The 22,483-nt window shown below is 39.0% G+C and carries 27 protein-coding genes and 1 pseudogene; 23 read left to right on the top strand and 5 right to left on the bottom strand.

The window, feature by feature from the left end:
- Positions 1-113 precede the first annotated feature (113 nt).
- The 4 genes from ACZ9AO_RS22020 (at position 114) to map (ending at position 3,823) form a co-directional block, all read left to right on the top strand.
- Positions 114-347 (top strand): hypothetical protein, encoded by a 234-nt coding sequence (locus ACZ9AO_RS22020; protein ID WP_034304346.1) that lies wholly within the window; start codon positions 114-116, stop codon positions 345-347.
- A 198-nt stretch (positions 348-545) separates the two neighbouring features.
- Positions 546-1,103, top strand: coding sequence for a cysteine hydrolase family protein (locus tag ACZ9AO_RS22015; protein WP_476110447.1), 558 nt, complete (start codon positions 546-548; stop codon positions 1,101-1,103).
- 453 nt (positions 1,104-1,556) lie between these two features.
- Positions 1,557-2,912 carry a TrkH family potassium uptake protein gene (locus ACZ9AO_RS22010; protein ID WP_476110445.1) on the top strand — a complete coding sequence of 452 codons (1,356 nt, stop codon included), beginning with the start codon at positions 1,557-1,559 and terminating at the stop codon, positions 2,910-2,912.
- Positions 2,913-3,082: 170 nt separating this feature from the next.
- Positions 3,083-3,823, top strand: a complete 741-nt coding sequence (gene map / locus ACZ9AO_RS22005; protein WP_476110443.1) for a type I methionyl aminopeptidase — start codon at positions 3,083-3,085, stop codon at positions 3,821-3,823.
- Between the two features lie 329 nt (positions 3,824-4,152).
- Here the strand turns inward: map and ACZ9AO_RS22000 are convergent, their stop codons facing one another.
- Positions 4,153-4,800, bottom strand: a complete 648-nt coding sequence (locus tag ACZ9AO_RS22000; protein WP_476110441.1) for a DUF2306 domain-containing protein — start codon at positions 4,798-4,800, stop codon at positions 4,153-4,155.
- Positions 4,801-4,844: 44 nt separating this feature from the next.
- A complete protein-coding gene (locus ACZ9AO_RS21995) occupies positions 4,845-5,420 on the bottom strand; it encodes a pyridoxamine 5'-phosphate oxidase family protein (protein WP_476110439.1) in 576 nt (191 codons plus the stop codon).
- A gap of 288 nt (positions 5,421-5,708) precedes the next feature.
- Between ACZ9AO_RS21995 and ACZ9AO_RS21990 the strand changes: the two genes are divergently transcribed.
- The 6 genes from ACZ9AO_RS21990 to ACZ9AO_RS21965 all read left to right on the top strand — a co-directional run bounded on the left by ACZ9AO_RS21990 (position 5,709) and on the right by ACZ9AO_RS21965 (position 10,764).
- Positions 5,709-6,911 carry a macrolide family glycosyltransferase gene (locus tag ACZ9AO_RS21990; RefSeq protein ID WP_476110437.1) on the top strand — a complete coding sequence of 401 codons (1,203 nt, stop codon included), beginning with the start codon at positions 5,709-5,711 and terminating at the stop codon, positions 6,909-6,911.
- A gap of 130 nt (positions 6,912-7,041) precedes the next feature.
- Positions 7,042-7,686, top strand: a complete 645-nt coding sequence (locus ACZ9AO_RS21985; protein ID WP_476110435.1) for a Type 1 glutamine amidotransferase-like domain-containing protein — start codon at positions 7,042-7,044, stop codon at positions 7,684-7,686.
- A 96-nt stretch (positions 7,687-7,782) separates the two neighbouring features.
- Positions 7,783-8,094 carry a hypothetical protein gene (locus ACZ9AO_RS21980; RefSeq protein ID WP_476110433.1) on the top strand — a complete coding sequence of 104 codons (312 nt, stop codon included), beginning with the start codon at positions 7,783-7,785 and terminating at the stop codon, positions 8,092-8,094.
- A gap of 22 nt (positions 8,095-8,116) precedes the next feature.
- Positions 8,117-8,614, top strand: a complete 498-nt coding sequence (locus ACZ9AO_RS21975) for an SRPBCC family protein (RefSeq protein ID WP_251544029.1) — start codon at positions 8,117-8,119, stop codon at positions 8,612-8,614.
- A 765-nt stretch (positions 8,615-9,379) separates the two neighbouring features.
- Positions 9,380-10,279: a DMT family transporter gene (locus ACZ9AO_RS21970; RefSeq protein ID WP_251544028.1), complete on the top strand. Its 900-nt coding sequence runs from the start codon at positions 9,380-9,382 to the stop codon at positions 10,277-10,279.
- An 89-nt stretch (positions 10,280-10,368) separates the two neighbouring features.
- Positions 10,369-10,764: a VOC family protein gene (locus tag ACZ9AO_RS21965; protein WP_476110474.1), complete on the top strand. Its 396-nt coding sequence runs from the start codon at positions 10,369-10,371 to the stop codon at positions 10,762-10,764.
- 52 nt (positions 10,765-10,816) lie between these two features.
- On the opposite strand, the pseudogene ACZ9AO_RS21960 reads toward ACZ9AO_RS21965, so the two are convergent.
- Positions 10,817-11,005: pseudogene (locus ACZ9AO_RS21960) on the bottom strand (SDR family oxidoreductase); the annotation flags it as partial.
- A gap of 576 nt (positions 11,006-11,581) precedes the next feature.
- On the opposite strand from ACZ9AO_RS21960, the gene ACZ9AO_RS21955 reads away from it, so the two are divergent.
- The 4 genes from ACZ9AO_RS21955 (at position 11,582) to ACZ9AO_RS21940 (ending at position 13,828) form a co-directional block, all read left to right on the top strand.
- The gene (locus tag ACZ9AO_RS21955) at positions 11,582-11,845 is read left to right on the top strand and encodes a hypothetical protein (protein ID WP_476110431.1); all 264 of its coding nucleotides are present in this window, start codon (positions 11,582-11,584) and stop codon (positions 11,843-11,845) included.
- A 61-nt stretch (positions 11,846-11,906) separates the two neighbouring features.
- Entirely contained in the window at positions 11,907-12,101 is a 195-nt protein-coding gene (locus tag ACZ9AO_RS21950; protein WP_476110429.1) for a hypothetical protein, read from the top strand.
- 195 nt (positions 12,102-12,296) lie between these two features.
- Positions 12,297-13,301: a phosphotransferase enzyme family protein gene (locus ACZ9AO_RS21945; protein ID WP_476110427.1), complete on the top strand. Its 1,005-nt coding sequence runs from the start codon at positions 12,297-12,299 to the stop codon at positions 13,299-13,301.
- Positions 13,302-13,312: 11 nt separating this feature from the next.
- Complete coding sequence (locus tag ACZ9AO_RS21940; protein ID WP_251544023.1) at positions 13,313-13,828, top strand: GNAT family N-acetyltransferase; 516 nt, start codon at positions 13,313-13,315, stop codon at positions 13,826-13,828.
- A gap of 93 nt (positions 13,829-13,921) precedes the next feature.
- Here ACZ9AO_RS21940 and ACZ9AO_RS21935 read toward each other — a convergent pair whose 3' ends face one another.
- Complete coding sequence (locus tag ACZ9AO_RS21935) at positions 13,922-14,719, bottom strand: peptidoglycan-binding protein (RefSeq protein ID WP_202311830.1); 798 nt, start codon at positions 14,717-14,719, stop codon at positions 13,922-13,924.
- Positions 14,720-15,009: 290 nt separating this feature from the next.
- Between ACZ9AO_RS21935 and ACZ9AO_RS21930 the strand changes: the two genes are divergently transcribed.
- The 8 genes from ACZ9AO_RS21930 to ACZ9AO_RS21895 all read left to right on the top strand — a co-directional run bounded on the left by ACZ9AO_RS21930 (position 15,010) and on the right by ACZ9AO_RS21895 (position 20,272).
- Positions 15,010-15,663 carry an HAD family hydrolase gene (locus ACZ9AO_RS21930; protein ID WP_476110424.1) on the top strand — a complete coding sequence of 218 codons (654 nt, stop codon included), beginning with the start codon at positions 15,010-15,012 and terminating at the stop codon, positions 15,661-15,663.
- 113 nt (positions 15,664-15,776) lie between these two features.
- Positions 15,777-16,271, top strand: coding sequence for a GNAT family N-acetyltransferase (locus tag ACZ9AO_RS21925; RefSeq protein WP_476110422.1), 495 nt, complete (start codon positions 15,777-15,779; stop codon positions 16,269-16,271).
- A 49-nt stretch (positions 16,272-16,320) separates the two neighbouring features.
- Positions 16,321-16,563, top strand: coding sequence for a hypothetical protein (locus tag ACZ9AO_RS21920; RefSeq protein WP_251544017.1), 243 nt, complete (start codon positions 16,321-16,323; stop codon positions 16,561-16,563).
- 261 nt (positions 16,564-16,824) lie between these two features.
- Complete coding sequence (locus tag ACZ9AO_RS21915; RefSeq protein WP_476110420.1) at positions 16,825-17,757, top strand: ABC transporter ATP-binding protein; 933 nt, start codon at positions 16,825-16,827, stop codon at positions 17,755-17,757.
- Complete coding sequence (locus ACZ9AO_RS21910) at positions 17,757-18,710, top strand: ABC transporter permease (protein WP_476110418.1); 954 nt, start codon at positions 17,757-17,759, stop codon at positions 18,708-18,710. The genes ACZ9AO_RS21915 and ACZ9AO_RS21910 overlap by 1 nt, the downstream gene beginning before the upstream one ends.
- Before the next feature lie 152 nt (positions 18,711-18,862).
- A complete protein-coding gene (locus tag ACZ9AO_RS21905; RefSeq protein ID WP_251544013.1) occupies positions 18,863-19,018 on the top strand; it encodes a hypothetical protein in 156 nt (51 codons plus the stop codon).
- An 80-nt stretch (positions 19,019-19,098) separates the two neighbouring features.
- On the top strand, positions 19,099-19,641 hold the full coding sequence (locus ACZ9AO_RS21900) for a hypothetical protein (RefSeq protein WP_471798819.1): 543 nt from the start codon (positions 19,099-19,101) through the stop codon (positions 19,639-19,641).
- Positions 19,642-20,068: 427 nt separating this feature from the next.
- Entirely contained in the window at positions 20,069-20,272 is a 204-nt protein-coding gene (locus tag ACZ9AO_RS21895) for a zinc ribbon domain-containing protein (RefSeq protein ID WP_034304303.1), read from the top strand.
- A gap of 65 nt (positions 20,273-20,337) precedes the next feature.
- Here the strand turns inward: ACZ9AO_RS21895 and ACZ9AO_RS21890 are convergent, their stop codons facing one another.
- Positions 20,338-21,204 carry a LysR family transcriptional regulator gene (locus ACZ9AO_RS21890; protein WP_476110415.1) on the bottom strand — a complete coding sequence of 289 codons (867 nt, stop codon included), beginning with the start codon at positions 21,202-21,204 and terminating at the stop codon, positions 20,338-20,340.
- A 133-nt stretch (positions 21,205-21,337) separates the two neighbouring features.
- Here ACZ9AO_RS21890 and ACZ9AO_RS21885 point away from each other — a divergent pair, with 133 nt between their 5' ends.
- Positions 21,338-22,471: an NADH-dependent flavin oxidoreductase gene (locus ACZ9AO_RS21885; protein WP_476110413.1), complete on the top strand. Its 1,134-nt coding sequence runs from the start codon at positions 21,338-21,340 to the stop codon at positions 22,469-22,471.
- The last annotated feature ends 12 nt before the right edge of the window (positions 22,472-22,483 follow it).

Here is a 22,483-nt window from a genome sequence, read left to right as displayed (position 1 = left end):
TTTTTGTCTAGAATATGTCTAGTGGGAACTGTGAAAGGTGTAAAAACCCTGTGTCGCCAAAAGTTATATATTAATGCAATTCCAGTATCAATCAATTTATGAGGAGGGTTCAAATGGATAAAAGAGTTCAATTTGACTTTGAAATCAAGTTTACTAATGGTGGTGGGCTTCAAGGGCAGGAATTCCGCCTTGATATTGATGGAGATGACATCACTGACCAAGAGTTAGCCAAGTATATTGTAGAGGATATGAGGTTACTAATGGTTGGAGAAGTTAAGATATTTAATAAAAAGATCATTAATGAAAAACATAAACGAAAACCTGTTGATGAGAACTCCGGAAAGTAACCGGCTCTTCAGCTATCAAGTGCGTTTGTGAAGTTGGAGCTGTCTTTATGGCAGCTTTTTTCTTTTGGAGATAAAGGGGCAGGATCGTTCAAGAAGGTATTGGTAAATCATTGACGAAAATATAAAGAGCTTAGTAAGAATTGCTTCTGATGAAAAACAGGAAAAATCTAGCTGCCAATAACTTTAGGGGAGAAAATATTGAAACAAACATTACTGATAATCGATGCTCAACAGGAATTAATAGAAGGTAATAAGGAAGAACAAGGAGTCTTTGAAAAAGAAAAAATCATTACTAACATTAATGCTGTCATTGAAAAAGCGATAAAGGAAGATATCCCTGTTGTTTTTATAAGAGATTTAGATGTTTCAAATGGTGAAGGACCTGGATTCCAGATACACAGGGATATTAAGGTGCCATCAACTGCTATCATATTTGATAAAGCTGCCACAAATTCGTTTTATGGCACTCCATTACACGAACATTTAAGTGAAAACAATGTAGATCATATTGTAATAATGGGATGTAAGACGGAACATTGTATTGATTCAGCCGTTAGAACAGCAACAATCAATCATTTTGATGTAACATTAGTTGGTGATGGTCATTCCACTTCTGATTCCAAGAACTTATCTGCAAATCAAATAATCCTTCATCACAATGAAATCCTTCACGGTCACTATAATGTAGACAATTTTTCACTTGTTAGAAATTCTAATGAAGATTTGTTTACACCCGTTCACAATAATTATCGATAATCATCTTCAATTAACGGGTTCGTAAGCTGAAGATCGGAGCTGCCTTTAAGGCAGCTGGATATGGCATATCTTTTGATTTGGAGAATAATAAAGATGTTGGTTATATGTTTAATAGTAAGGAAGATTTGAATTTTCAAGTAGAACGAAGAAACAGTGTTGTTTATTTGAGAAGCTAAGCAAGGATATGCTTTCTTCAATGAGTGGGGTTGCTTCGGCAGCCTTTTTTTCTTGCGGAACTGACGAACGATTAAACCCCTTGAGGTCCTTAAGGGGTTTTAGCTGTTTATGCAAACTAGATTTGTATAACGCAGTCATTCGATCCTATGAGGTCTTCTTTAACGGGGTAGTTTATTTTCTTAATTGAATGGACAAATTAATATAAGTTGAAGTTATGCAATGGTACGTTCAAATCAGGTATATGTTTGTCAAAAAACATATAGAAGTTGGAGAGAAATGAATAGTAAAATAGAGAATTTAACAAAACGGCTATCTGCTGCTCAAATCATTGTTTTTTATTACCTGGTAGCTGTAGTGGTTTCAACCATTTTATTGTTGCTTCCTATTACTCAAACGGAGAATGCAGAGCTCTCATTTATTGATGGAGTATTCATTTCTATTAGTGCGGTGACTGTAACGGGATTATCCACGGCAGATGTAAGCCAGCTGCTCAGTGTTCCCGGTACGTTTATTTTTGCCATCATCCTCCAGTTTGGTGGAATTGGGGTCATGGCTTTCGGAACCATACTATGGCTTGTATCAGGAAGGAAAATAGGACTCAGGGCAAGAATACTCATGACGACAGAACAAAACAGCCCCACTTTTTCCGGGATTGTTCGGTTCATACGAATGATCTTCTTTTTCTTTGTCATGATTGAGCTATTAGGGGCTATTGTCTTCGGTACATATTTTTTGAAGTATTTCCCAACATGGCAAGAGGCTTATTTGCAGGGTTTCTTCGCTTCTGTGTCTGCTACGACAAATGCCGGTTTTGATATCACTGGAAAATCACTGATTCCGTTTGCAAACGATTATTTTGTCCTGACCCTTAATATAATACTCTTTATTATCGGATCCCTTGGGTTTCCTGTTTTAATGGAGGTAAGTCAGTGGCTCAGGCATAAGGGAAAGATGCCATTCCGGTTCTCCTTATTCACAAAAATTACAACCGCAACTTTTTTCATACTGATCGTAATTGGAGCCATTCTCATTTATCTGTTTGAGTACAGTCATTTCTATGTGGAAACGACTTGGCATCAATCCTTTGTCCATTCTTTGTTTTATTCGACATCTTCAAGGACTGGCGGAATGGCGATCAGCGACGTCAATCAATTTTCAGTACCTACCATTTTGTTACTGTGTATTTTTATGTTCATAGGGGCATCCCCCAGCAGTGCTGGGGGTGGGATAAGAACCACCACGTTTGCTGTGATGCTGCTTACCATTTACAACTATGCGAAAGGGAACAGAACAATAAAAATATTCAAAAGGGAGATCGATGAGGAAGATATCATCAAGTCATTCATCGTTTTCACAACAGGTATGATCCTGTGCAGTGTGGCAGTTGTCATTCTTGAATGCATTGAATCTGCCTTTTCCCTAACGGAAATTTTATTCGAAGTTTCCTCTGCTTTTGGCACTGTAGGCCTTTCGCTTGGCATTACACCGGAATTGAGTACTGCCGGGAAGGTCGTAATCATGACTTTAATGTTTATAGGGAAAATCGGGATGTTTACCTTCTTATTCAGTATGGGGGGCAAACCATTAAAACATGCATATCACTATCCTAAAGAGCGCATCATTATAGGATAAAAAAAGGTACTGCTGCAAAGGTTGTTGTCTTTTTCTTGATCGAGGAAAAATTCAAGCTGAGGGGCATCGTACCCAATTATGTACATTGCTTTTATTTTTCGCTAAAATAAAAGGTATAATGAATGCTTATATAGTTTATTGATGATAAAAGATAATGAGGTAGAAAAAAAATGATTGCAAAAACAGAAGATGATTTTAATGGTTTGAAGGAAATTGGCAAAATTATTGCCTCCATTAGAGATGAATTGGTACAAAGAACAATTCCGGGCATAACGACCAAAGAACTTGATGATATAGCCGGGGAACGTTTAGAACAAGCGGGTGCAGTTTCAGCTCCAAAAGGTGAATATGATTTTCCTGGCTATACTTGCATCAGCATAAATGATGAAGTGGCGCATGGCATTCCGGGTGATCGGGTTATTCGTGAAGGGGATCTAGTAAATATAGATGTATCCGCTTCAAAGAACGGTTATTTCGCAGATACAGGTATCTCATTTGTAGTAGGCGAAGGAGAAGAAGTATTAGCGAAATTATGCGACGTCGCCAAAAAGGCATTTGAAGCAGGCCTAAAGAAAGCAAAACCCGGTTCCAAAAAAAGCAGAATCGGAAAAGCGGTGTTCGAAACAGCGAGACAGCATGGGTTCACGGTTATCAAAAACCTTACAGGACATGGTGTTGGACGTAGAATACACGAAGCACCTGACCATATTTGTAATTATTATGATCCATGGGATAATGAAATATTAAAGGAAGGGATGGTTATCGCATTCGAACCATTTATCTCAACCTTTGAAGAAGAAGTATTCCAAAAAGAAGACGGTTGGACCTATGCTACTGAAAAAAGCTTTGTAGCTCAAGTGGAACATACGATTATCCTTACTAAAAATGGACCGATCATTGTCACGCTTTAATTCAAGCATAGACGGAAAAGACGATATAAGTAGTTCGCCTGATGTAACATATAAACTCGTAACAGTTTAAAAGAATGTTTCTCGCATCTAAAGGAGTTGCTTTTGCAGCTCCTTTTCTTATCGAACTATAGGGGCAGGTTAAGCAAAGGTTTTTCAAACTGTTTCTCTAACAGTTAATTTATTCACCTTGTAATCGTTACTCCATATAATGAAAGTAGATAGGACAACTCTCTCCTGTCCTATTTATTCCCATCCGGTTCATTTGAAGTAACTATTCTTAGCGGCGAATAGTTACTTTTTTTAGTTACAAAGAATCTTCACTAAACAAGTCAATTAGCTGATTTCTCTACCCGGTTTTTTTTATTAAGGATAATCCACTCTACTATGACAAAGTTGAGAACGAGCCCTGCCCAAATGTTTACATTCAATACTTCCTCGATCATCTTATCTCTTCCTTCTGGAAGCATAAATCCATTAAAAGTGTAATAAGTAATGAGAAGTACGGGTACTAGTACACGTGCACTGACTGCTACTAGAGTTATACCAAAACTGCGCATCATCCATATTCGGTGTGCATTAAAATGTCCTTTAGCAGCTGTACGGTAACCCTTCCAACATGTGAATAACCACAGAATGGCCAGAGTAAGAAAAGCTGCTGCTTTTGTGAAATTTTCTATATAGAAGACAACTGCAAGAGCAAGAATTCCACTAATAAAAACACTGACAACATAAATCCTTCCTACATAGCGATGAACCATGGGGTTTTTCAAACGAATACGATCCATAAACTGAAGAAAACCTGTTATTAAGGCAATAAAGGCGCAACCAATATGTGTAACCAGTATAGAATATTGTGTTGTCGAAGTAATATCTACACGGCTGTTAGCAGGATTTAAAGTTAGATAGGGGATCATGAAAGGAATCATAATCCCAACCGAGACTATAACTAAAATCCACCAACCCTTTTTTTGCATCATACCTTTTTTAACTCCTTTATTGTTTGTACGTAACAGGCAGAATTTTAGGTGGTTTTAGAGTCATTCGATAATTTTTTCCCTAATGGTGTCAGAATACCATCAATGGTGGAGGAATTCTTTTCACGCAAATAATTTTCCAGTTCAGCTTCACCCTTTTTCATGTTGGACCGATTCAATGTTTCACGTTCTCTGGAGTAGGTCATGAAGGGGACACTATATCCGCAAGAGTTTTGGACTTTATGAATTTTGGCTAAAATGATTTGTCTTGCACCGGGCATCATTTCAAAATGACCTATCATCCGATCCCATTCTTCTGTTTCAGGCAGAATCACCTTGCCTGAACCATATAAGCGCAAGATCATCGGTGGACCTTCAAATGCACAAAACATAAAGGTGATCCGGGCATTTTCATTAATATGTCCGCTTGTTTCGTTACCACTCCCAGTTAGATCCAAATACGCAATTTCGGTAGATGATAGGATGCGAAGGGTATCATACCCTTTTGGAGAAAGGTTTACATGCCCCGCCGCATCCAAAGGTGCCGTTGCAATAAAAAACAAATGCTGTTTCTTTATGAAGTTTTGATGCTCAGCTAACATTTCCGGAAAATACTTTGCCATCATTATCCCTCCAAAGAAATCCATTTTAAAATATAAGTTCTCTATTAATGAGTGGATTACCTTTTTCAGCTATACTCCCCTGATGAAAAAAGCGATAGCTACATACATCGCTTATTTTCCCTTTGAGAATCCGGCTGACCTTTATGGACGATATTAATTTTAGATTACAAGGGTGATTAAGAATTTGAGATTTTCCAGTATTGTACTATGATAAATTTATATCGTTTGAATTTGGAAGGACATAGGATAATGACCAGACTCTTACAGAATCATCTAAGGAGTGGTAAAGTGGCACGTGTTTTATTTATTAATGCTGGATCAGAAGGACATATCAATCCAACTATTGGAGTTGTGCAAGAGCTTATTTCGCGTGGAGAAGAGGTAGTGTACTTTACGATAGAAGCTTTTCGAGAACGTATTGAGTGGACGGGAGCTACTGTACGAACAATTGACGGTGAAAAATTTATAGAAGCTTTTCTCTCAGGGGGAAGAAATTATTTACTCGAAAGAATCAACGGTCTTTTACATACGGTAGATATCGTCATACCTAGCGTGCTTGAACAGATCAAAGGAGAGCATTTTGATTACATCATCCATGATTCCATGTTTGGCTGTGGACGTATGCTTGCCCAACTCCTTATGCTTCCCGCAATCAATTCTTGTACTTCTTTTGGACAGACAAAAGCAACATTCGATAAAATGCTGGAACAGCTTTCTAAAGAAATTCCACCAGAAATAGGTAAAGCTATACACGATGAATTTCAAAGACTGACGGTAATGGTGAAGGAAAAATATGATGTGGAGATCCATTCTGCTTACGAAGTTTTTTGTAATCCTGCACCACTTTCAATCGTTTATACAACTAGGGAGTTTCAACCTTTTAAAGAAGCATTCGACCAAACTTACAAATTTGTAGGTCCATCCATCTCTTCACGATTAAAGCAGGATAACTTTGACCTTGCTGATATCAAAGGAAAAAGTCCCCTGTACATTTCTCTTGGGACAGTTTTTAACCGGTCTCTTGATTTTTATAAGCTTTGTTTAGAAGCATTTGGAAATAGCAATCACACGGTTGTCATGTCGTTCGGTCAACAAACCCCACTAATTGAATTAGGAGAGATCCCCCAAAACTTCATTGTGAAAAAATATGTTCCACAAACAGAAGTGCTAAAATACACTAAATTATTTATCACACATGGCGGAATGAATAGTACCAATGAGGGTCTCTACTATGGAGTTCCGCTAATTGTCATCCCGCAAAGCGCGGATCAGCCGATGATTGCAGGGCAAGTTGCCAATATCGGAGCCGGTATTACATTACAAATGCAAAGCTTGACTGCAAATCAGCTGCGTGAGGCCGCAGATCATGTGTTAAACGACCCAACTTTCCATAATACTGTTTCAAAATTAAAAGAATCCTTTCAAAAATCGTGTGGATATCACCAAGCTGTTGATGAGATTTTTGAATTTAAAAGCCAAAACGATATTTAAATATGAATGATCGGCGGCATTTTCTTAGTGGGTATGGAAATCCATTTTCTTGTGGCACTCTTGGAGCATGAAGAGCGTTAACCTATAAAGGTATGTCCTTTTTACATAGAAAATAAAATGGGAGGAATATATGGAAATTTGTTTAATTGGTGGTGGAAATCACACGAATAATGAATTAGGTGAAGTGTTCCTGGAACTCTCAAAAATGATTAAACCTGAAGCTAAGATTTTAATAATCCCTTTTGCAACCGAAAATTCCAGGTATGAAAGTTGGATGGCAAGTATTACACAAGCCTTTTCAATCATGGAGAATGTAAGTATTGAATTATTAATTGAAGACCTTTCAGACAAAGAAATGAAAAAGTCTATAATAGAACATGATATTCTTTATTTTATAGGTGGAAAGCCAGAAAGGTTAATCCATGTAATTGAAGAAAAAGGACTTACCCCGATTATCAAAAACTTTCAAGGATTAATCATTGGATATAGTGCGGGTTCATTAGCTTTCGGCAAAGATTGCATAATCACAAAAGATAAAGACTATCCAGAAACGATAGTGATCAAGGGCTTAGGATTAGTGGGGTTTAGCGTTGAGGTCCATTACGAGGATAATATAGATGGAGATTTATTTCCCCTATCAAATGAACGAAAGATATATGCAATACCAAATGGAAGTGCAGTTTTCTCCAAGAACGGGGAACTATATAAAGGTATAAATGATATCTATTCGTTTCAAAATATGAAAAAGGAAATAGTGAATTCCAAAGTTTTATAGAACTGGCAGGCGCTTTATCCCAATAAGCAGCGGCAGCATTTTTCATATGCGGGAGCATGGTCGCAGGAAGCTAAGGATAGAGAAAAGGAGACTGCAATGAAAGTAAATTTAATGATCTTCATTACATCAATAAAAGAACAAGAAAAGAATAGGTTAATGATGAAAACATTTGAATCTGATATTCGTCCTTTTACAGGGGATATAATTGATGATCCCGGGTTTGATCCACGATTTCATAATGGATATGAAGTTGTAAAGGTTATCATAAATTATGCTTCCGATGAATGTTTGGTATCCCTGCACCCGCTTGCGATCGATATCGAGGAAATCAGGATGGAAACTTATTTGGAGAAACTGGAAGCACACGGTTGGCGTGCTGTCTCAAAAGAGGAATTGAAAAGTATATAAAAATGATATAAGGAGTATGAAAATGGAAAATTACTCAACAACCACTTTAAAGATGATTAGAAATTTTGATGTAATGCCTGAAAGGGTATTTGATGCATGGGTGAACCCTGGGATGATGAGAAAATGGTTTTTTACATTGGAGGGGACAAATAAAGTGGCACAAAATGATCCTCAAGTGGGAGGAGCTTGGGAGATTATTGATCATCGCGAAGGAAAAGATTATCGGGCAATAGGGGAGTACCTTGAAATGGACCGGCCCAATAAATTAGTGTTCACGTTTAAAATGCCGCAATTCAGTGAAGCGGCAGATACGATTACAGTTGAGCTGAAAGAACATCAAAAGGGCTGTGAAATGACATTTTCACAAAGCATCACCGTTCCTCATGAAGAAAATTGGACAGAATCCGATATCGAAAAAGCTCTTGGAGAGTATCACGATGGATCTGAACATGGCTGGAATTTAATGTTTATGGGACTGAAAGAATTGGTTGAAACTGGACAAGTCAGCTATAAAGGTTAATGGACGTTGGCCACAGTTTTTAGACAAAAGGGAACCGGAATCACATCCCGAACCCTGAAGGTTGGAATGGATTGAAGAAATTTGCGACACACCTGCCGAAAAACTGGCTAGCCGAGACCCCACAGGCGCTTGTGCCGAGGAGGCTTGACAGACAGACGGCGGAAAGGGAGCGGATTTCTGAAATCAACTGGAATGTTTTCTTAAAGAAACTGTAGGCTGATCACACACCGAATTATGAATAAGACTAGGTCCTTTAAGTTTTTTTCCTCTACTCCTTATTGGATTGAAGAAATTTGTGACACTCCTGCCGAAAAACTGGCTAGCCGAGACCCCACAGGCGCTTGTGCCGAGGAGGCTTGGCAGACAGTCGGCGGAAAGGGAGCGGATTTCTGAAATCGACTGGAACGTCTTCTTGAAAAAACTGTAGGTTGATCTCACACCGAAATATGTATAAGACTAGGTCCTTAAAGTTTTTTCCTGTACTCCTTATTGGATTTCTGAAATCAGATGGAATGTTTCTGAAACTCAATTACCGAGTTTGTGCTAATAGTCGTTTGCCAATGAAAAGCTCTCCAAATTAACTGGAGGGCTTTTCGAAATGTAGTTTTATATATTGACAATCCCCTTTTAATTGGTAATATTTACTTTATTATTACATAAGTGATTTTTAATAGAAGGCGGTTTAATTATGGATGGGAAAATCAGTTACGACGAGTTTCATAAACTGATAGAAAGTGGGCAATATCGCAAATTGGTCATGTTATTATGACTAACTTTATGTACATATTTTGTTTATTAGTATGGGGACTTAATTTTATTGCCGTTAAGATTCAAGGTACACCTGTGAGTTTAGAATTATCTTTAACCTATCGTTTAGGTTTGACGGCCATCCTATTTTTCATTCTATTGTGCATGCTTAGACCTAAAGGAAAACCCAAGAAAAAGGATGTTCCATTCATTATTGTGTTTGGAATTTGTAATTTTGCTTTAAGCTATTTATGCCTTTATTACGCCACTATCTTAAGTTCAGCAGCAATGGTTACGTTAATATTTTCATTGAAAGTCATTTTAACGCCCATTGCCCTTCGTGTTTTTTTGAAGGAACCATTGCATTCACGTATCTTAATTGGCGGGATAATAGGTGTGCTGGCTGTTTGTATTGTTATTTATCCGAGTTTACATGATATTCATGGATTCGATGATATAAAGGGCATCATGATGGCTGTTCTTGGTACCATCCTCACTGCATTGGGCGATGCAAGCTCTGCTAGAAATGCCAGGGAGAAAGTGAACCCAATCTATGCCAATGTACTTGGATTTGCAGCAGGAGGAATTCTTTTGGCGGCCATTGTGTTCATCCAAGGACAAGCAGTCACTATACCGACATCCATTACATATTTATCTGCTTTGTTCTATTTAACTATATTCGCTTCCTTTGGAGCTTGGCTATTCTACCTCAAGCTTGTAGAAAAGATAGGCGGGGCGAAAAGTGGATACATGGTTGCCCTTTTTCCGGCAATTGGAGGTATAGCTTCAGTGATGATTGGTGAATCAGATCCAACCATTTTCTTGGGAGCTGGCTGTCTTTTCAGTTGTTTAGGTGCGGCGATTGCATTAGGTTTTGGCATGAATATTGGTAAAAGTAATTTGAAAGAAGAAATGTAATTCGATTTACAGAGAGGGATGGGACAATGGAAAGTAAATGGCCAACTGAAATGAAAGTAGCACAGATCCGGGTTGCACGTCCAACTGAAATGAAAGTAGCACAGATCCGGGTTGCACGTCCAACTGATCAACTAAAAAAGGTAGTAAGCTTCTATTGTGAAGGATTAGGATTGAAAAAAATCGGTTCTTTCGAAGGGCACGAGGGATATGATGGCATCATGATCGGGCTTCCGGATTCCAGCTATCATTTAGAGTTTACTCAACATAAAGATGGCAGTCCTTGTCCTGCCCCATCAAAAGATAATCTGCTTGTCTTTTATATTCCTGAACGTAAAACCATTGAGGAAATCACGAATAGGTTGAAAGGTATGGGCTATGAACCGGTTTTTCCGGAGAATCCATATTGGGAAAAATCAGGTGTTACCATTGAAGATCCGGATGGTTGGAGAATTGTATTGATGAATTCGCCTGGCATAGGAAATTAAATTTCACAAAGGAAACGACCGAAAAGCACCATGCTTTTCGGTCGTTTTGGGTTTATGAGGACATCGTGATCCCGCCATTGATATGAATGCACTGTCCTGTTATATAAGCACCTTCATCAGATGCTAGCAGCACATAGGCGCCTGCATGATCTGCCGGCTGCCCAGGACGGCCAAGCGGTGCCTCGGTGCCGAACTCGGCAACGGATTGTTCGTCGAACGTCGCCGGGATGAGCGGAGTCCAAGCACTCAGCTTTTTTTGTGCCATTTTTTGGAGGGAATGGAGTGAATGTAAGACACATTGTCCACTATTTGTATCGGATTATAAACATTTTTAGTAAGAAAAGATCAATACAAAATAAACTCACGAGTAAAGCGTGAAACTCACGAGTAAATGGTTAAAACTCACGAGTAAATCGGCTAAACTCACGAGTAAAAGCATGAAACTCACGAGTAAATCGCTAAAACGCACGAGTAAAACGCAGATTCGACAAATAAAAGCGTGAAAAATTCACGAGTATATGCCCCAATTCACGCATAATAGCCCGAAACTTACTGGAAATGCTCCAAAACTGGTTTGTTTCAATATAATTGGCTGTATAAAGGTGTAAAGGAGATTGAAGAAGGCAATGATTTTCCTTTCGTAAGCAGTTATTGGTTTTGGCGGATTTTGGTTTATCGTATTCAGTTTATTCATCATTTTTACGACTGTAAATTCATTCTTTCGCTGAAAAAACCAAATTTTTGTAATGATTTATTTAGCCTTGGACATACTTAATGAAGATATCAATAAGTAATATTTAATTAAGGAGGAAACCCAATGGCTAACGAAAATATCCAAATGAAAATGGAACATATTTGGCAGGATACATGTGGATCATGGGAAAATTGTACGGAAGCCACAATTCAGTCATTTTTGGCGAAATCTCAAGAAAGCAATATTGACCCGCAATATTGCATGAGCTGGGTGGAACAACATAAAGCCCAAATACCTGAATGGGATGCCGTTTCAAAAGTATCGCTCGACTGGGTCAATCAACATACCTCAACGGGTTCACCCATTTCAATCAAGGATGATTATTGAAAAGATATATTCTTTCCGCTTGAATGGTCCGAACTCCACTATGGTTAAGAGGTGAAGGTAGTTGGAAAATAATGAGGAACAAAACGGTAAATCAAATCGTCGGGATCCAGATTACAAAGTTAATGAGTGGGATGAAATGAATGGTGAAGATAAATTTGTACAATCAGCCATCCAAGAGGAATTCAATAATCCTGTAATCGAAGAAACGATCTTGAAGTTCAATAAAATAGCGAATGAAGAAGAAAAGGAAACTTGATTTTTGGACGCGCCCTATAGGGCGTTTTTTTTTTGAAAAGGTAGAAGGAGCCCCTAATAACTTAATATGCAAAAGCTTTACCTTTAAATTTAAAAAAACAATAATATACAAATAAAGGGAAATGGCATCTTAGTATCGTATAAAGCATAGTATAAATCGTTTTTATTAATAATGTTGGCAATGGGAGTGAAGATCATGGAAGCAGCGGTAGAACGAATTTTTTCTAATGAATTGGTGAAATTGGCGGGGGATTTTTTTCAAGTGAATGCTGGGAATCCGGTTAAACTTGGAGATGCAGAGAACTACGTATTTGAGGTTTACAGGGATGGAACGCCATATATCTTAAGAATGACCCATCAATCACATCGTACAAAAGATCAAGTGCTTGCTGAGTTAAAGTGGATTGAGCATTTACAGAATAATGGGAGTGAAATTCCTAAAGTTCTCTTTTCGAAAGAAAAGAACTTAGTTGAAATTGTAAAGGGCTCGGATGGTACGGAATTTTATTGTTGCCTGTTTGAAAAAGCTCCTGGTTTTAGGATGAAAGTCACTGATGAAAATTTCGATGGACCTTTATTTTTTGAATGGGGAAGAACCATTGGCCAAATGCATAAACAAACAAAAAGCTATAAGCCCGAAGCGAAATATAAACGGCTGGATTGGTATGAAGAGGAATTATTGAATGTCCAGCTTTATCAATCCGATGTACCGGAGCAAGTGATCCGTCAACAAGAAGTAATCAACAAGCATTTAAATGCCCTTCCCGTTCATCCAGATAATTTTGGCTTGATTCATTCTGATATACATAACGGCAATTTCCATTATCATGAGGGGCAGATTCATGTTTTTGACTTTGATGACTGTTCATATCACTGGTTTGCCAGCGATTTGGCGATCCCTCTGTACTATCTGATGTGGAGTTTGGAACGTGAAGGGATAAAAGGGCTCGATGAATATGCGGCCAAGTTCATGAGGGAATTCATAAGAGGGTATGAGACGGAAAATATCCTGGCACCTGTGGAATACGAAACGATTCCTCTATTTTTAAAGCTAAGGGATTTAACGTTATATAACTTTTTTCATAAAAAGTATGATTTGAAGAATGCGGATCGTTCATTATCCAACACCGTTCAAAAAATCGAACAAAGAATCATGGAAGGACGAACTATTGTTCACTTCGATCCGAACATGGTTCATTAAGGGGGATTGGCATGTCAGGTGTATATATGATCCGGACTGGTGTATTGGAAGATGCGGAAGCGGTTTTGGATGTACAGAATTCCGTTATTTCTGAAGGCGAGTATTTTATTGCCGTATCGGAGGAGTTCAATAAAACACCTGAACAGCAACGAGATTGGATACGAAGGTTATTGGAAAATGAACGGGAGACCATCATCGTGGCTGAAATGAATGAAGAAGTGGTTGGATGGATAGCCTTTCAATCGGAAAATAGGAAGAGAATGTTCCATAAGGGCTCATTTGGGGTAATGATCAGAAAAAATTTCAGAGGGATGGGAATTGGAAAAGAGCTTATTGAAGCGTTATTGGATTGGGCAGAAGCCAATCCGTTGATTGAAAAGGTGAGTTTAGGAGTTTTTTCAACAAATCATCGGGCAATATCATTGTATAAAAGGCTGGGGTTTGTTGAAGAAGGCCGTAAAATCAAAGAATTCAAGATGAGCGAAAGTGAATACGTCGATGATATTATCATGTACAAAATGGTTTGAACAGACCGAAAGAGCATGAATGGATTCATTACATGCTCTTTGCGGTTTGGTTATGTATCTATTTTTATAGTAAATCGATATTTATGTCATGCATTATCTAATTACTCTTACCTTCACTTGCTTTCTTCCCCACGTTAGAGCATCCGCTTCTTTTGCGATGAATACATCGATTCTGTTTCCTTTGATCGCACCGCCCGTGTCTGCAGCGATGGCTTGTCCGTAGCCTTCGACTTCCACGATGGAGCCTAGCGGAATCACGTTCGGATCGACTGCTATCAGTTTGGCATCATCATATTTTTCTAAATCGACACCCATTCTTGTAGTGCCTGAACATCCTTCGCAGCTTGCTGTATAAGCTGTACTTGTAACCGTCAGTTCTTTAACGGCTGAGCTTGCTGAACTGGCTCTTTCTTCTAATTTACTGAAGGTCCGTGCACCGGCTATACCGTCAGCGGATAATCCCTTTTGCTTTTGAAAGTTCATGACTGCTTGTTTTGTACCTGTTCCATAAATGCCATCGACCGTTGATGAGTAAACATCCCAGGCTTTCAATAGCCTTTGCAGTTCAGCTACAGGTCTTCCCATATCCCCGCTTTTCAGTGTCTGTATTTTCTGATTCGTTTGTGTTCCTGATATTCCATCGACTTTCAGCCCTGATTTTTCCTGAAACTTCTTTACGGATTCCTTTGTAATCGGTCCGTAGTAACCTGTTGCTTCATGATAGGGAAAAACCCCTTTTGTCAGTAATAATTCTTGTAATTCTTTAACATCACTATTACTCATTCCAAATGAAAGTGTGCGATCCAAAGCTGCGGCTTCGCCTTTAGTTGGCATGCAAACTCCTAGAATGAATACAGAAGCCGTTAGGATCGTTAATAAAATTTTCTTCATGTTTATCCTCCTCGTTGTTTCCTGCAATTAAACTATTCGTTAAACTATCACTCTTTTAGGCGCAGTTAAGGAAAAACACCGCGAAGGCACTAAGTAATTGTTAAAACATGTAACAGAAAGAAAAGAAATGAGGCGGACATCGGGTTACCATATCCTTATTAATTGTCGAATTATGGGAAAAAATCAAGTTTCATATGAAACTAACGGAACCGTTTGGTTGAGCAGGGGCATTCATTCATGTACGTTTAAGTTAATATAAATTCTATTGTAAGATTAAAGGAGGAAATCATATGATTAAGGCAGTTATTTTCGACTTTGATGGCTTAATTTTAGACACGGAAACGGTTTGGTATGAGGCCTATAAAGAAACGATGGCTTTTTATAAATCTGATTTGCCTCTCGAACATTTTGTTACATGTATCGGAACCGATAATACTGAGCTAAATCAGTACTTCAAAGATCAGCTGGGGGAAAGGTGTAATATTGAAGAAATTGAATCCAGAGCAAAAAGCCTCCATGAAGTAAAGATGAAAACAGCACAGGCACGTGAAGGTGTGAAGGATTATCTAGAAGTAGCAAAGAGAAATGGATATAAAATCGCCCTCGCTTCAAGCTCGACAAAAGAGTGGGTCACTCATCATTTGGGGAAACTCGGACTGTTACACTATTTTGAAGTTATGATTACAGGGGATGATGTTGATAAAGTTAAACCAGCGCCTGATTTGTATGTAAAGGCAATAGAAGTCCTAGGCATTCAGCCTGCAGAAGCCGTAGCATTTGAAGATTCGTTAAATGGGCTTCAAGCGGCCCTGACTGCTGGGTTAAAGTGTGTAATCGTACCAAATCCCGTGACGGACGCTTTAGCTTTTGAAAACCATCATTTACGCCTCCGATCCATGGCGGATAAGAGCTTGTCTGACGTTATCAAGCATATTGAGCAATAACAGTTCAACGGTAATTATAGTAAGATGAAAGAATGAAACCGCGCCGAAGATGGCAGAGTCTTCGGTTTTTCTGATTTTAATGAATGTTATATTTTGGTGTGGGGGATGAGTTTATGGGATTGCAAACGAATGACGAAGGAGTCCGGCTGCGGGAGGTCAAGGAGAGTGATCTTCCTATCTTTTTCGAGCAGCAATTAGATCCTGACGCAAACTATATGGCTGCTTTCACATCTAAGGATCCATCAGACAAGGCGGCTTTTTTGACACACTGGAAGAACATCTTATCGAACCGGGATATTCAAAAAATGACCATACTCTGCAACGGGTGTGTGGCAGGCAGCATTCTCAAGTTTGAACAGTTTGGTAACCCGGAAGTGAGTTATTGGATCGGGAAGCAATTTTGGGGTAAAGGGATCGCTACATGTGCACTGCTCCATTTTTTGCCGAAAATAAAAGTCCGCCCTGTTTATGCCCGTGCAGCCAAGGATAATTTTGCATCCATCCGGGTGCTGGAAAAATGCGGATTTGAAAGATGCGATGAGGACAAAGGATATTCTCATGCAAGAGGCAAAGAGGTAGAAGAATTCATTTTGAAACTTGAAAGTTAAGATAATAATAACAATATCGTTTAGCCTATGAGGAAACGGGTGACATTCAATGGGATATAAGATTTTTTCCATCATTTTTATTTTATGCGGTCTTTTTATAATGTGGTTCGCCCTATTTGGCAAAAAGAAAGAAATCAAAGAGTTCGGCTCCGGAGTACCCACGAATTTCATCGATGTAATTGTAATGATGATATATAAGCTCTTACCTTCCATTATTAGAAAAATCCTTCTATTGGCATTGGGTCTGGCCATTTCTATCGGATTTTCCTATATATTGTATAAATTATGGTGAATTTTCCTTATCAAATAAAATAATACTGAAACTTTCTCCTTACGTAATCGTATAAAATGGTAACGATATATAGGGGTTGTTGCTATTTCGAAGAAAAAAGTGAAGGCAGTGTTTAGGATAATGGGGGCGGGAAGTTGACGCCGGCGGCTGCATTGGTTCAATATACCCAATTAGAAGAATATCAGTATAGTAATAATATGCATAATATGGTAATGTTGAATTTGTGTGATTTTGGAAATTCATAAAAAAGGAAGGTATTATATGTCTGAAGCGGTTCTTAAGGTTCAATCCTTAACTAAAAAAATTGGAAAAGCAACCATCGTAGACAATGTGAGCTTTGAAATAAAAAGCAATGAAATATTTGGTTTACTTGGTCCGAATGGTGCTGGGAAGACCACGATCATCCGTATGATCACAGGTCTCATCAATCGTACGGGCGGTAAAGTCATGATCAATGGCAGTGACCTCGATCATGATTTCGAAGGTGCGATGAATGAATTGGGGGCCATTGTTGAAAATCCGGAGTTCTATAAGTATATGACAGGCAGAAAGAATATCCTGCATTATGCCCGGATGTCATCCAATGACATATCCAATGAGAGAATAGAAGAAGTCATTAAGCTTGTCAAACTGGATCATGCCATCGATAAGAAGGTTAAAACCTATTCATTGGGAATGCGCCAGCGCCTTGGCGTGGCACAGGCCATTTTACATAAACCGTCGTTATTGATTTTTGATGAACCGACGAATGGCTTGGATCCGCAGGGGATTCGCGAGTTTCGTGATTATCTGAAAGTACTGGCAAGTGAAGGCGTCGGGATATTGATTTCATCCCATTTACTATCGGAAATGCAATTGATGTGTGATAGTTTTGCCGTTATCGAAAAGGGAAAACTGATTCATACGAAAGAACATATTGTTGATGAAAAAACCGAAACCATCAATGAAGTGTCATTCACCGTCAGTGATGGGAAGCTAGCTAAAAAAATCCTTCAAGAACAGTTTGCGGATATCACGATCCTAAAAAATGGTGCGAAGAAAATCTCTGTTTCGGCCACCCGAGAACAAACGGCCCATATAAACAGGAGTTTTAATGCAAATGATCTGGATGTCTTTGAAATTGGCATAACCAGAAAATCACTGGAAGATAAATTCTTCGAAATCACTGAGCAGGAAATGAGGGAGTCTGTATGATGTCCTTAGTAAAAAATGAATGGATGAAAATCTTTTCAAAAGTATCAACTTATATATTCATCGCTTTTCTATTATTGGCAGCATTAGGGGCTGCGGTCATCGATTATAAACTAAGCCCTGACGAAACGAATAAAGATTGGAAGCAAGAGTTAAACGCCGATATCCAAGAACAGGAAAAGGCTTTGGGAGCTAAGGAAATCAGTGAAGAAGAAAAAGCCGCCATCATGGAAGAAATTAATTACAATAAGCAACTGTTGGCTGATAATATAAACCCTGACTTAAACACGAATTGGACCTATATGGCTGAATGGACTACATCATTAACATCATTTGTCACTTTATTCGTCGTTATTGTTTGCAGCTCGCTCGTTTCCTCGGAATTTTCCGATGGCACCATTAAACAACTGTTGATCAGGCCTTATAAACGTTGGAAGATCCTTCTTTCCAAATATATTACTTCCTTGTTATTTGCAGCTTTACTACTTGCGAGCCTGCTTATATTCAGTTATCTAATCGGAATCATATTCTTTGGCAATGGTTCGTATTCAGACAAAATCATGGATCCTGCATCTTTCGAATTCAGTCCGGTGGTAGTCGGCGAATATTTCGTGGACATGATCGTTTACTGGATACCAGGATTCCTAGTCATCACGACCATCGCTTTCATGTTAAGCACATTATTTAAGAACCAAGCACTTGCAGTAGGTATATCCATTTTCATACTATTTGCCTCTTCGACATTAAATATGGTCATTCAATCATTCATCGGAAAATACGAGTGGTTAAAATTCGTCCTATTTCCCCATCTCGATTTAAGGGGTTATATTTCCGGAACCATAGACATGTTCGATGGAGCTACACTTGGATTCTCGATGGGGGTACTGGGAATCTATTATCTTATCTTTTTAGCGCTAACTTTCTTCTTCTTCCAGAAAAAAGATATCACTAATTAAATAGAGCGAAAAACCGAAATCAGTGGCTGATTTCGGTTTTTCTTATGCAACAGGAATGTTGCTGCTTAGAATCTGGCATAAAGTGAAACCTTTATCCAAAATTATCCGTATAAGATAATATGAGGATATTCAGTTGGGTTTAGGGGTGTAAAATGAATGAAAACAAGGTTCTATTAATTGGACTTATAGGATTTTCTTTATTTCTAATGGGCATGGTGATATCACAATGGACAGTTGCTGGCGTAGTGATCGGGATAGGCGGAGGGCTCGTAATGGGGATCAGTTCCTACCTGTTTGCAAGTCAGTAGCTCCATGTACATATTAACAATACACTAGTTAATTGCGGACTTCGCGGAAATAATCTGATAGAGATGGAGCAGATTTAAAGATGGGGAAAATGCATTATAAACGAAAGTTAGTCATTGTATTTATAATTATTGGAACAGCATTAGGGCTCTACGTGTACTCGGCATTCTCTCAAAAATTGACAAAATCAACAGATTTGTCTGATGAATCTATCGGGGGATTTAAAGTGTTTGATAACATATCGAGTCCAGAATTCATTAGGGAATATGGTGAACCCATCGATCAAGATAATAATAAGGCTTATGATTATTATTATTGGAAAGGGGGGTTAAAAACGGCCTCTATCAATACAGACGAGGATAAAGGGAAAATCATGCGGTTGATCATTTCAAGTACGGACGACGCCCAATTTGAAAACTCCCTTCAAACAAGCAAAGGCATTAAATTAGGAAGTAAGAAAGCGGACGTCCTTTCGAAGTACGGAGATCATTATTATAAAAGTTATGAACAGGGAGCCGATATTATCGGATACATTGACCATAAACGAAATATTACCTTGGAATTCTGGTGTGTACCAGGTGGAAGGGTCGCAGAAATACGATTGGATGATGCAGATGTGATTTAATGATTTCACCAGCGTCCCCGATTATCGGTTTTAGCTGTTTAAGTAAATAAGAAAGCGATGCGATAAAGAATATTTTCATAAAAAATTTCATCTATCATTACATCATTTATCCGATCATATTTGTTGGGGTATATGCATTATTTGCTATTTTTAAGCTTGATGATACCCCCGTTCCTATAAGTGATGCTATGCAATGATTTTAATCTATTATTTTGCCATTAGTGTGTATAATGCTTTGCCTACCATAAAATCTAACCGTAATAAAAAAAGGAGCCAAAAAAACAGTACTCAATGGAATTTACATATTTTTGCATGAATTCCGAAACCATTTATCCAGGTTATCCGTATATGTAATTATGAACGGTGCCGGGAAGCTCCGGTATTTATAAGCATTTATCATTTTAATAAATTTGGGAGATGAAGGATCATGAGCGAAAAGGGTTGTATGAAATGCGGAAGCAATGATGCTGCTAAGAAGGATGTAGCCATGACAGGAACAGGCTTGTCAAAAATGTTCGATGTCCAGAATAATCAATTTACGGTTGTGTATTGCAAGCAGTGCGGTTATTCGGAGTTTTATAATAGGCAATCATCTGCAGGCAGTAATCTGCTGGATCTATTCTTGGGATGATCATCGGCAAAACAAGAATCCCCTTTTACATGAAAAGGGGATTCTTGTTTTTTTCATACTGCCCATTACCCGATGAAGTGATCTTGAACGACTTTTGTAAATTCCTTGGCGACGGGTGATAGGTGTTTAGCTGATTTCATGACCAATCCGATCTCCCGTGAAAGTTCCGGGTTCAAGGGCAGGCTTTTGATGCGTTCGGGTTTTTCCGGTAAAGCCAGGTCTGGCATAATCGTGATGCCTAATTTTCCTGCTACCATTGAGAGCACCGTTTGATTGTCTTTAATGTCGTATGAAATGTTTGGTTTTATCTTGGCTTCCAGGAATCTATCTTCTATGAGTGTTTCACAGCCAGATCTCAGCATGATGAATGGTTGATCAACGAAGTCTTCCAGGTTCAATGAGGTTTTCCCTGAAAGCGGATGGCCTTCGTATACGACAGCTGATAGAGGATCATTTAGCAGAGGGATGAATTCCACGTTCTTTACTGGTTTTGCTGCAAAGCCGATGTCCACTGTTCCTTCTTCGATCCATGCTAAGATTTCCTCATATCCACCTTCATGAATCAGCAAATCGATATTAGGGTATTTTTCTTTAAAGATGGAGAATAGCTTTGGTATGAATCTGGCAGTGAAGCTTGGAAAACTGCCAATCGTTATTTTACCGATTTCCATTCCATTCACAGCTGCAATCTTTTGTTCGATATGTGCAAGGTTGGCAGCAATGGCCCGCATATGTGGAATAACTTGTTCTCCCGCAGTCGTGAGTGTTATTCCTTTTCGGTCACGCTTCAGTAAAGCCACACCAAGTTCCGTTTCAAGTGCTGTAATGTTATGGCTCACGCCTGATTGAGTCAGTCCGATCCGGTCTCCCGCTTTCGTAAAACTTCCGTGTTCAACAACATGTAAAAAGACTTCCAATTGAAAAAAATTCAAATGCCCCACACCCTTCTTCTATGAATTATACATGAGAAACTCTAATCCAAGTAATGAAAAACATTCATTTTACTTATGATGTGGTCGAGAATACAATAAAATTACAAATTAAAATACGAATGGGTGATGGAAAATGTTGAAACGGAAACACGGGCAAATTTTTTCACCGTACACGCTTTCTAATGGAACGGTTCTTAAAAATAGGATTGTAGTTGCGCCGATGACCACTTATTCAGGTCAAGAGGATGGCTTGGTTTCTGACGAGGAATTAGCCTACTATAAAAGAAGGGCAGATGGACCTGCCATGTTCATTACAGCCGCTGCCGCCATTTCCCCTGTTGCGACAAGCTTTCCCCGGCAAATGAAAGTATATGATGAACAAAGCATCGCTGGACTCACTGAGCTTTCAAAAACAATCAAATCCAAAGGTGCAAAAGCCATTCTCCAGCTTCATCATGGCGGAAGCGAGAGCCTTCCAAGCTGTACAGGCGGAGAAAAAATGGTTAGTCCGAGCGGAATCATTGCAAGCGTTTATAAAGGAATGGGCGAAGAGTACATTCCAAGGTCAATGAGCCACACTGAGATTCTATCCACAATTCAAGACTTTGGAAGAGCCACCCGCCATGCCATTCGTTCAGGATTCGACGGTGTGGAAATCCATGGAGCGAATGGCTATCTCCTTCAGCAGTTTTTCTCACCCCACTCCAACAGACGGAGAGATCATTGGGGAGGGAGTTTGAAGAATAGAATGCATTTTCCACTTGCCGTCATCGCGGAGGTGAAGCGGATCCGTGATCTTTATGCAGACAAGGAATTCGTTATTGGGTATCGCTTCTCCCCCGAAGAACCGGAAGAAGGCGGATTGAAAATGGATGATACAGCTGCATGGGTAGATGAATTGGCAACTCAGGGGCTTTCCTATTTACATCTTTCTGTTAAAAATGTCTGGTCCATGCCTAGAAGCGGATTGAACAGGGGATTGACAAGGACCGAAATTCTCCGCGATGTCATCGCTGGCAGGACCAGTTTCATATCACTTGGATCGATCCATACTCCAGAGGAAGCAAATGCTGTGCTTGAGAAAAATATACCGCTTTTCGCATTAGGAAGGGAATTGCTGATGGAACCGGACTGGGCCGCCAAAATAATGGAAGGCAGGGAAGACGAGATCATGACGACCTTACCGCGCAATAGCAGGTGTACATTAAGTATTCCGGAACAAATGTGGGCGAATATCATTACTCGTGACGGCATGCCCGAGAAATGATAGTATAAATGT

The sequence above is a fragment of the Peribacillus sp. TE19612 genome (assembly GCF_056279465.1).
Note: the sequence above shows the minus strand (reverse complement) of the source record. Positions and strands in the feature narration are given on the sequence as shown.

Excerpts from the sequence above, each read along its gene's own strand:
- ACZ9AO_RS21910 (WP_476110418.1), top strand. The coding sequence starts at position 17,757 with ATGTCCTTAGTAAAAAATGAATGGATGAAAATCTTTTCAAAAGTATCA.
- ACZ9AO_RS21965 (WP_476110474.1), top strand. The coding sequence starts at position 10,369 with ATGAAAGTAGCACAGATCCGGGTTGCACGTCCAACTGATCAACTAAAA.
- ACZ9AO_RS21885 (WP_476110413.1), top strand. The coding sequence starts at position 21,338 with ATGTTGAAACGGAAACACGGGCAAATTTTTTCACCGTACACGCTTTCT.
- ACZ9AO_RS22020 (WP_034304346.1), top strand. The coding sequence starts at position 114 with ATGGATAAAAGAGTTCAATTTGACTTTGAAATCAAGTTTACTAATGGT.
- ACZ9AO_RS21925 (WP_476110422.1), top strand. The coding sequence starts at position 15,777 with ATGGGATTGCAAACGAATGACGAAGGAGTCCGGCTGCGGGAGGTCAAG.
- map (WP_476110443.1), top strand. The coding sequence starts at position 3,083 with ATGATTGCAAAAACAGAAGATGATTTTAATGGTTTGAAGGAAATTGGC.
- ACZ9AO_RS21905 (WP_251544013.1), top strand. The coding sequence starts at position 18,863 with ATGAATGAAAACAAGGTTCTATTAATTGGACTTATAGGATTTTCTTTA.
- ACZ9AO_RS22000 (WP_476110441.1), bottom strand. The coding sequence starts at position 4,800 with ATGATGCAAAAAAAGGGTTGGTGGATTTTAGTTATAGTCTCGGTTGGG.
- ACZ9AO_RS21935 (WP_202311830.1), bottom strand. The coding sequence starts at position 14,719 with ATGAAGAAAATTTTATTAACGATCCTAACGGCTTCTGTATTCATTCTA.
- ACZ9AO_RS21945 (WP_476110427.1), top strand. The coding sequence starts at position 12,297 with ATGGAAGCAGCGGTAGAACGAATTTTTTCTAATGAATTGGTGAAATTG.
- ACZ9AO_RS21955 (WP_476110431.1), top strand. The coding sequence starts at position 11,582 with ATGGCTAACGAAAATATCCAAATGAAAATGGAACATATTTGGCAGGAT.
- ACZ9AO_RS21985 (WP_476110435.1), top strand. The coding sequence starts at position 7,042 with ATGGAAATTTGTTTAATTGGTGGTGGAAATCACACGAATAATGAATTA.
- ACZ9AO_RS21920 (WP_251544017.1), top strand. The coding sequence starts at position 16,321 with ATGGGATATAAGATTTTTTCCATCATTTTTATTTTATGCGGTCTTTTT.
- ACZ9AO_RS21975 (WP_251544029.1), top strand. The coding sequence starts at position 8,117 with ATGGAAAATTACTCAACAACCACTTTAAAGATGATTAGAAATTTTGAT.
- ACZ9AO_RS21900 (WP_471798819.1), top strand. The coding sequence starts at position 19,099 with ATGGGGAAAATGCATTATAAACGAAAGTTAGTCATTGTATTTATAATT.
- ACZ9AO_RS21995 (WP_476110439.1), bottom strand. The coding sequence starts at position 5,420 with ATGGCAAAGTATTTTCCGGAAATGTTAGCTGAGCATCAAAACTTCATA.
- ACZ9AO_RS21915 (WP_476110420.1), top strand. The coding sequence starts at position 16,825 with ATGTCTGAAGCGGTTCTTAAGGTTCAATCCTTAACTAAAAAAATTGGA.
- ACZ9AO_RS22010 (WP_476110445.1), top strand. The coding sequence starts at position 1,557 with ATGAATAGTAAAATAGAGAATTTAACAAAACGGCTATCTGCTGCTCAA.
- ACZ9AO_RS21895 (WP_034304303.1), top strand. The coding sequence starts at position 20,069 with ATGAGCGAAAAGGGTTGTATGAAATGCGGAAGCAATGATGCTGCTAAG.
- ACZ9AO_RS21940 (WP_251544023.1), top strand. The coding sequence starts at position 13,313 with ATGTCAGGTGTATATATGATCCGGACTGGTGTATTGGAAGATGCGGAA.
- ACZ9AO_RS21930 (WP_476110424.1), top strand. The coding sequence starts at position 15,010 with ATGATTAAGGCAGTTATTTTCGACTTTGATGGCTTAATTTTAGACACG.
- ACZ9AO_RS21970 (WP_251544028.1), top strand. The coding sequence starts at position 9,380 with ATGACTAACTTTATGTACATATTTTGTTTATTAGTATGGGGACTTAAT.
- ACZ9AO_RS21980 (WP_476110433.1), top strand. The coding sequence starts at position 7,783 with ATGAAAGTAAATTTAATGATCTTCATTACATCAATAAAAGAACAAGAA.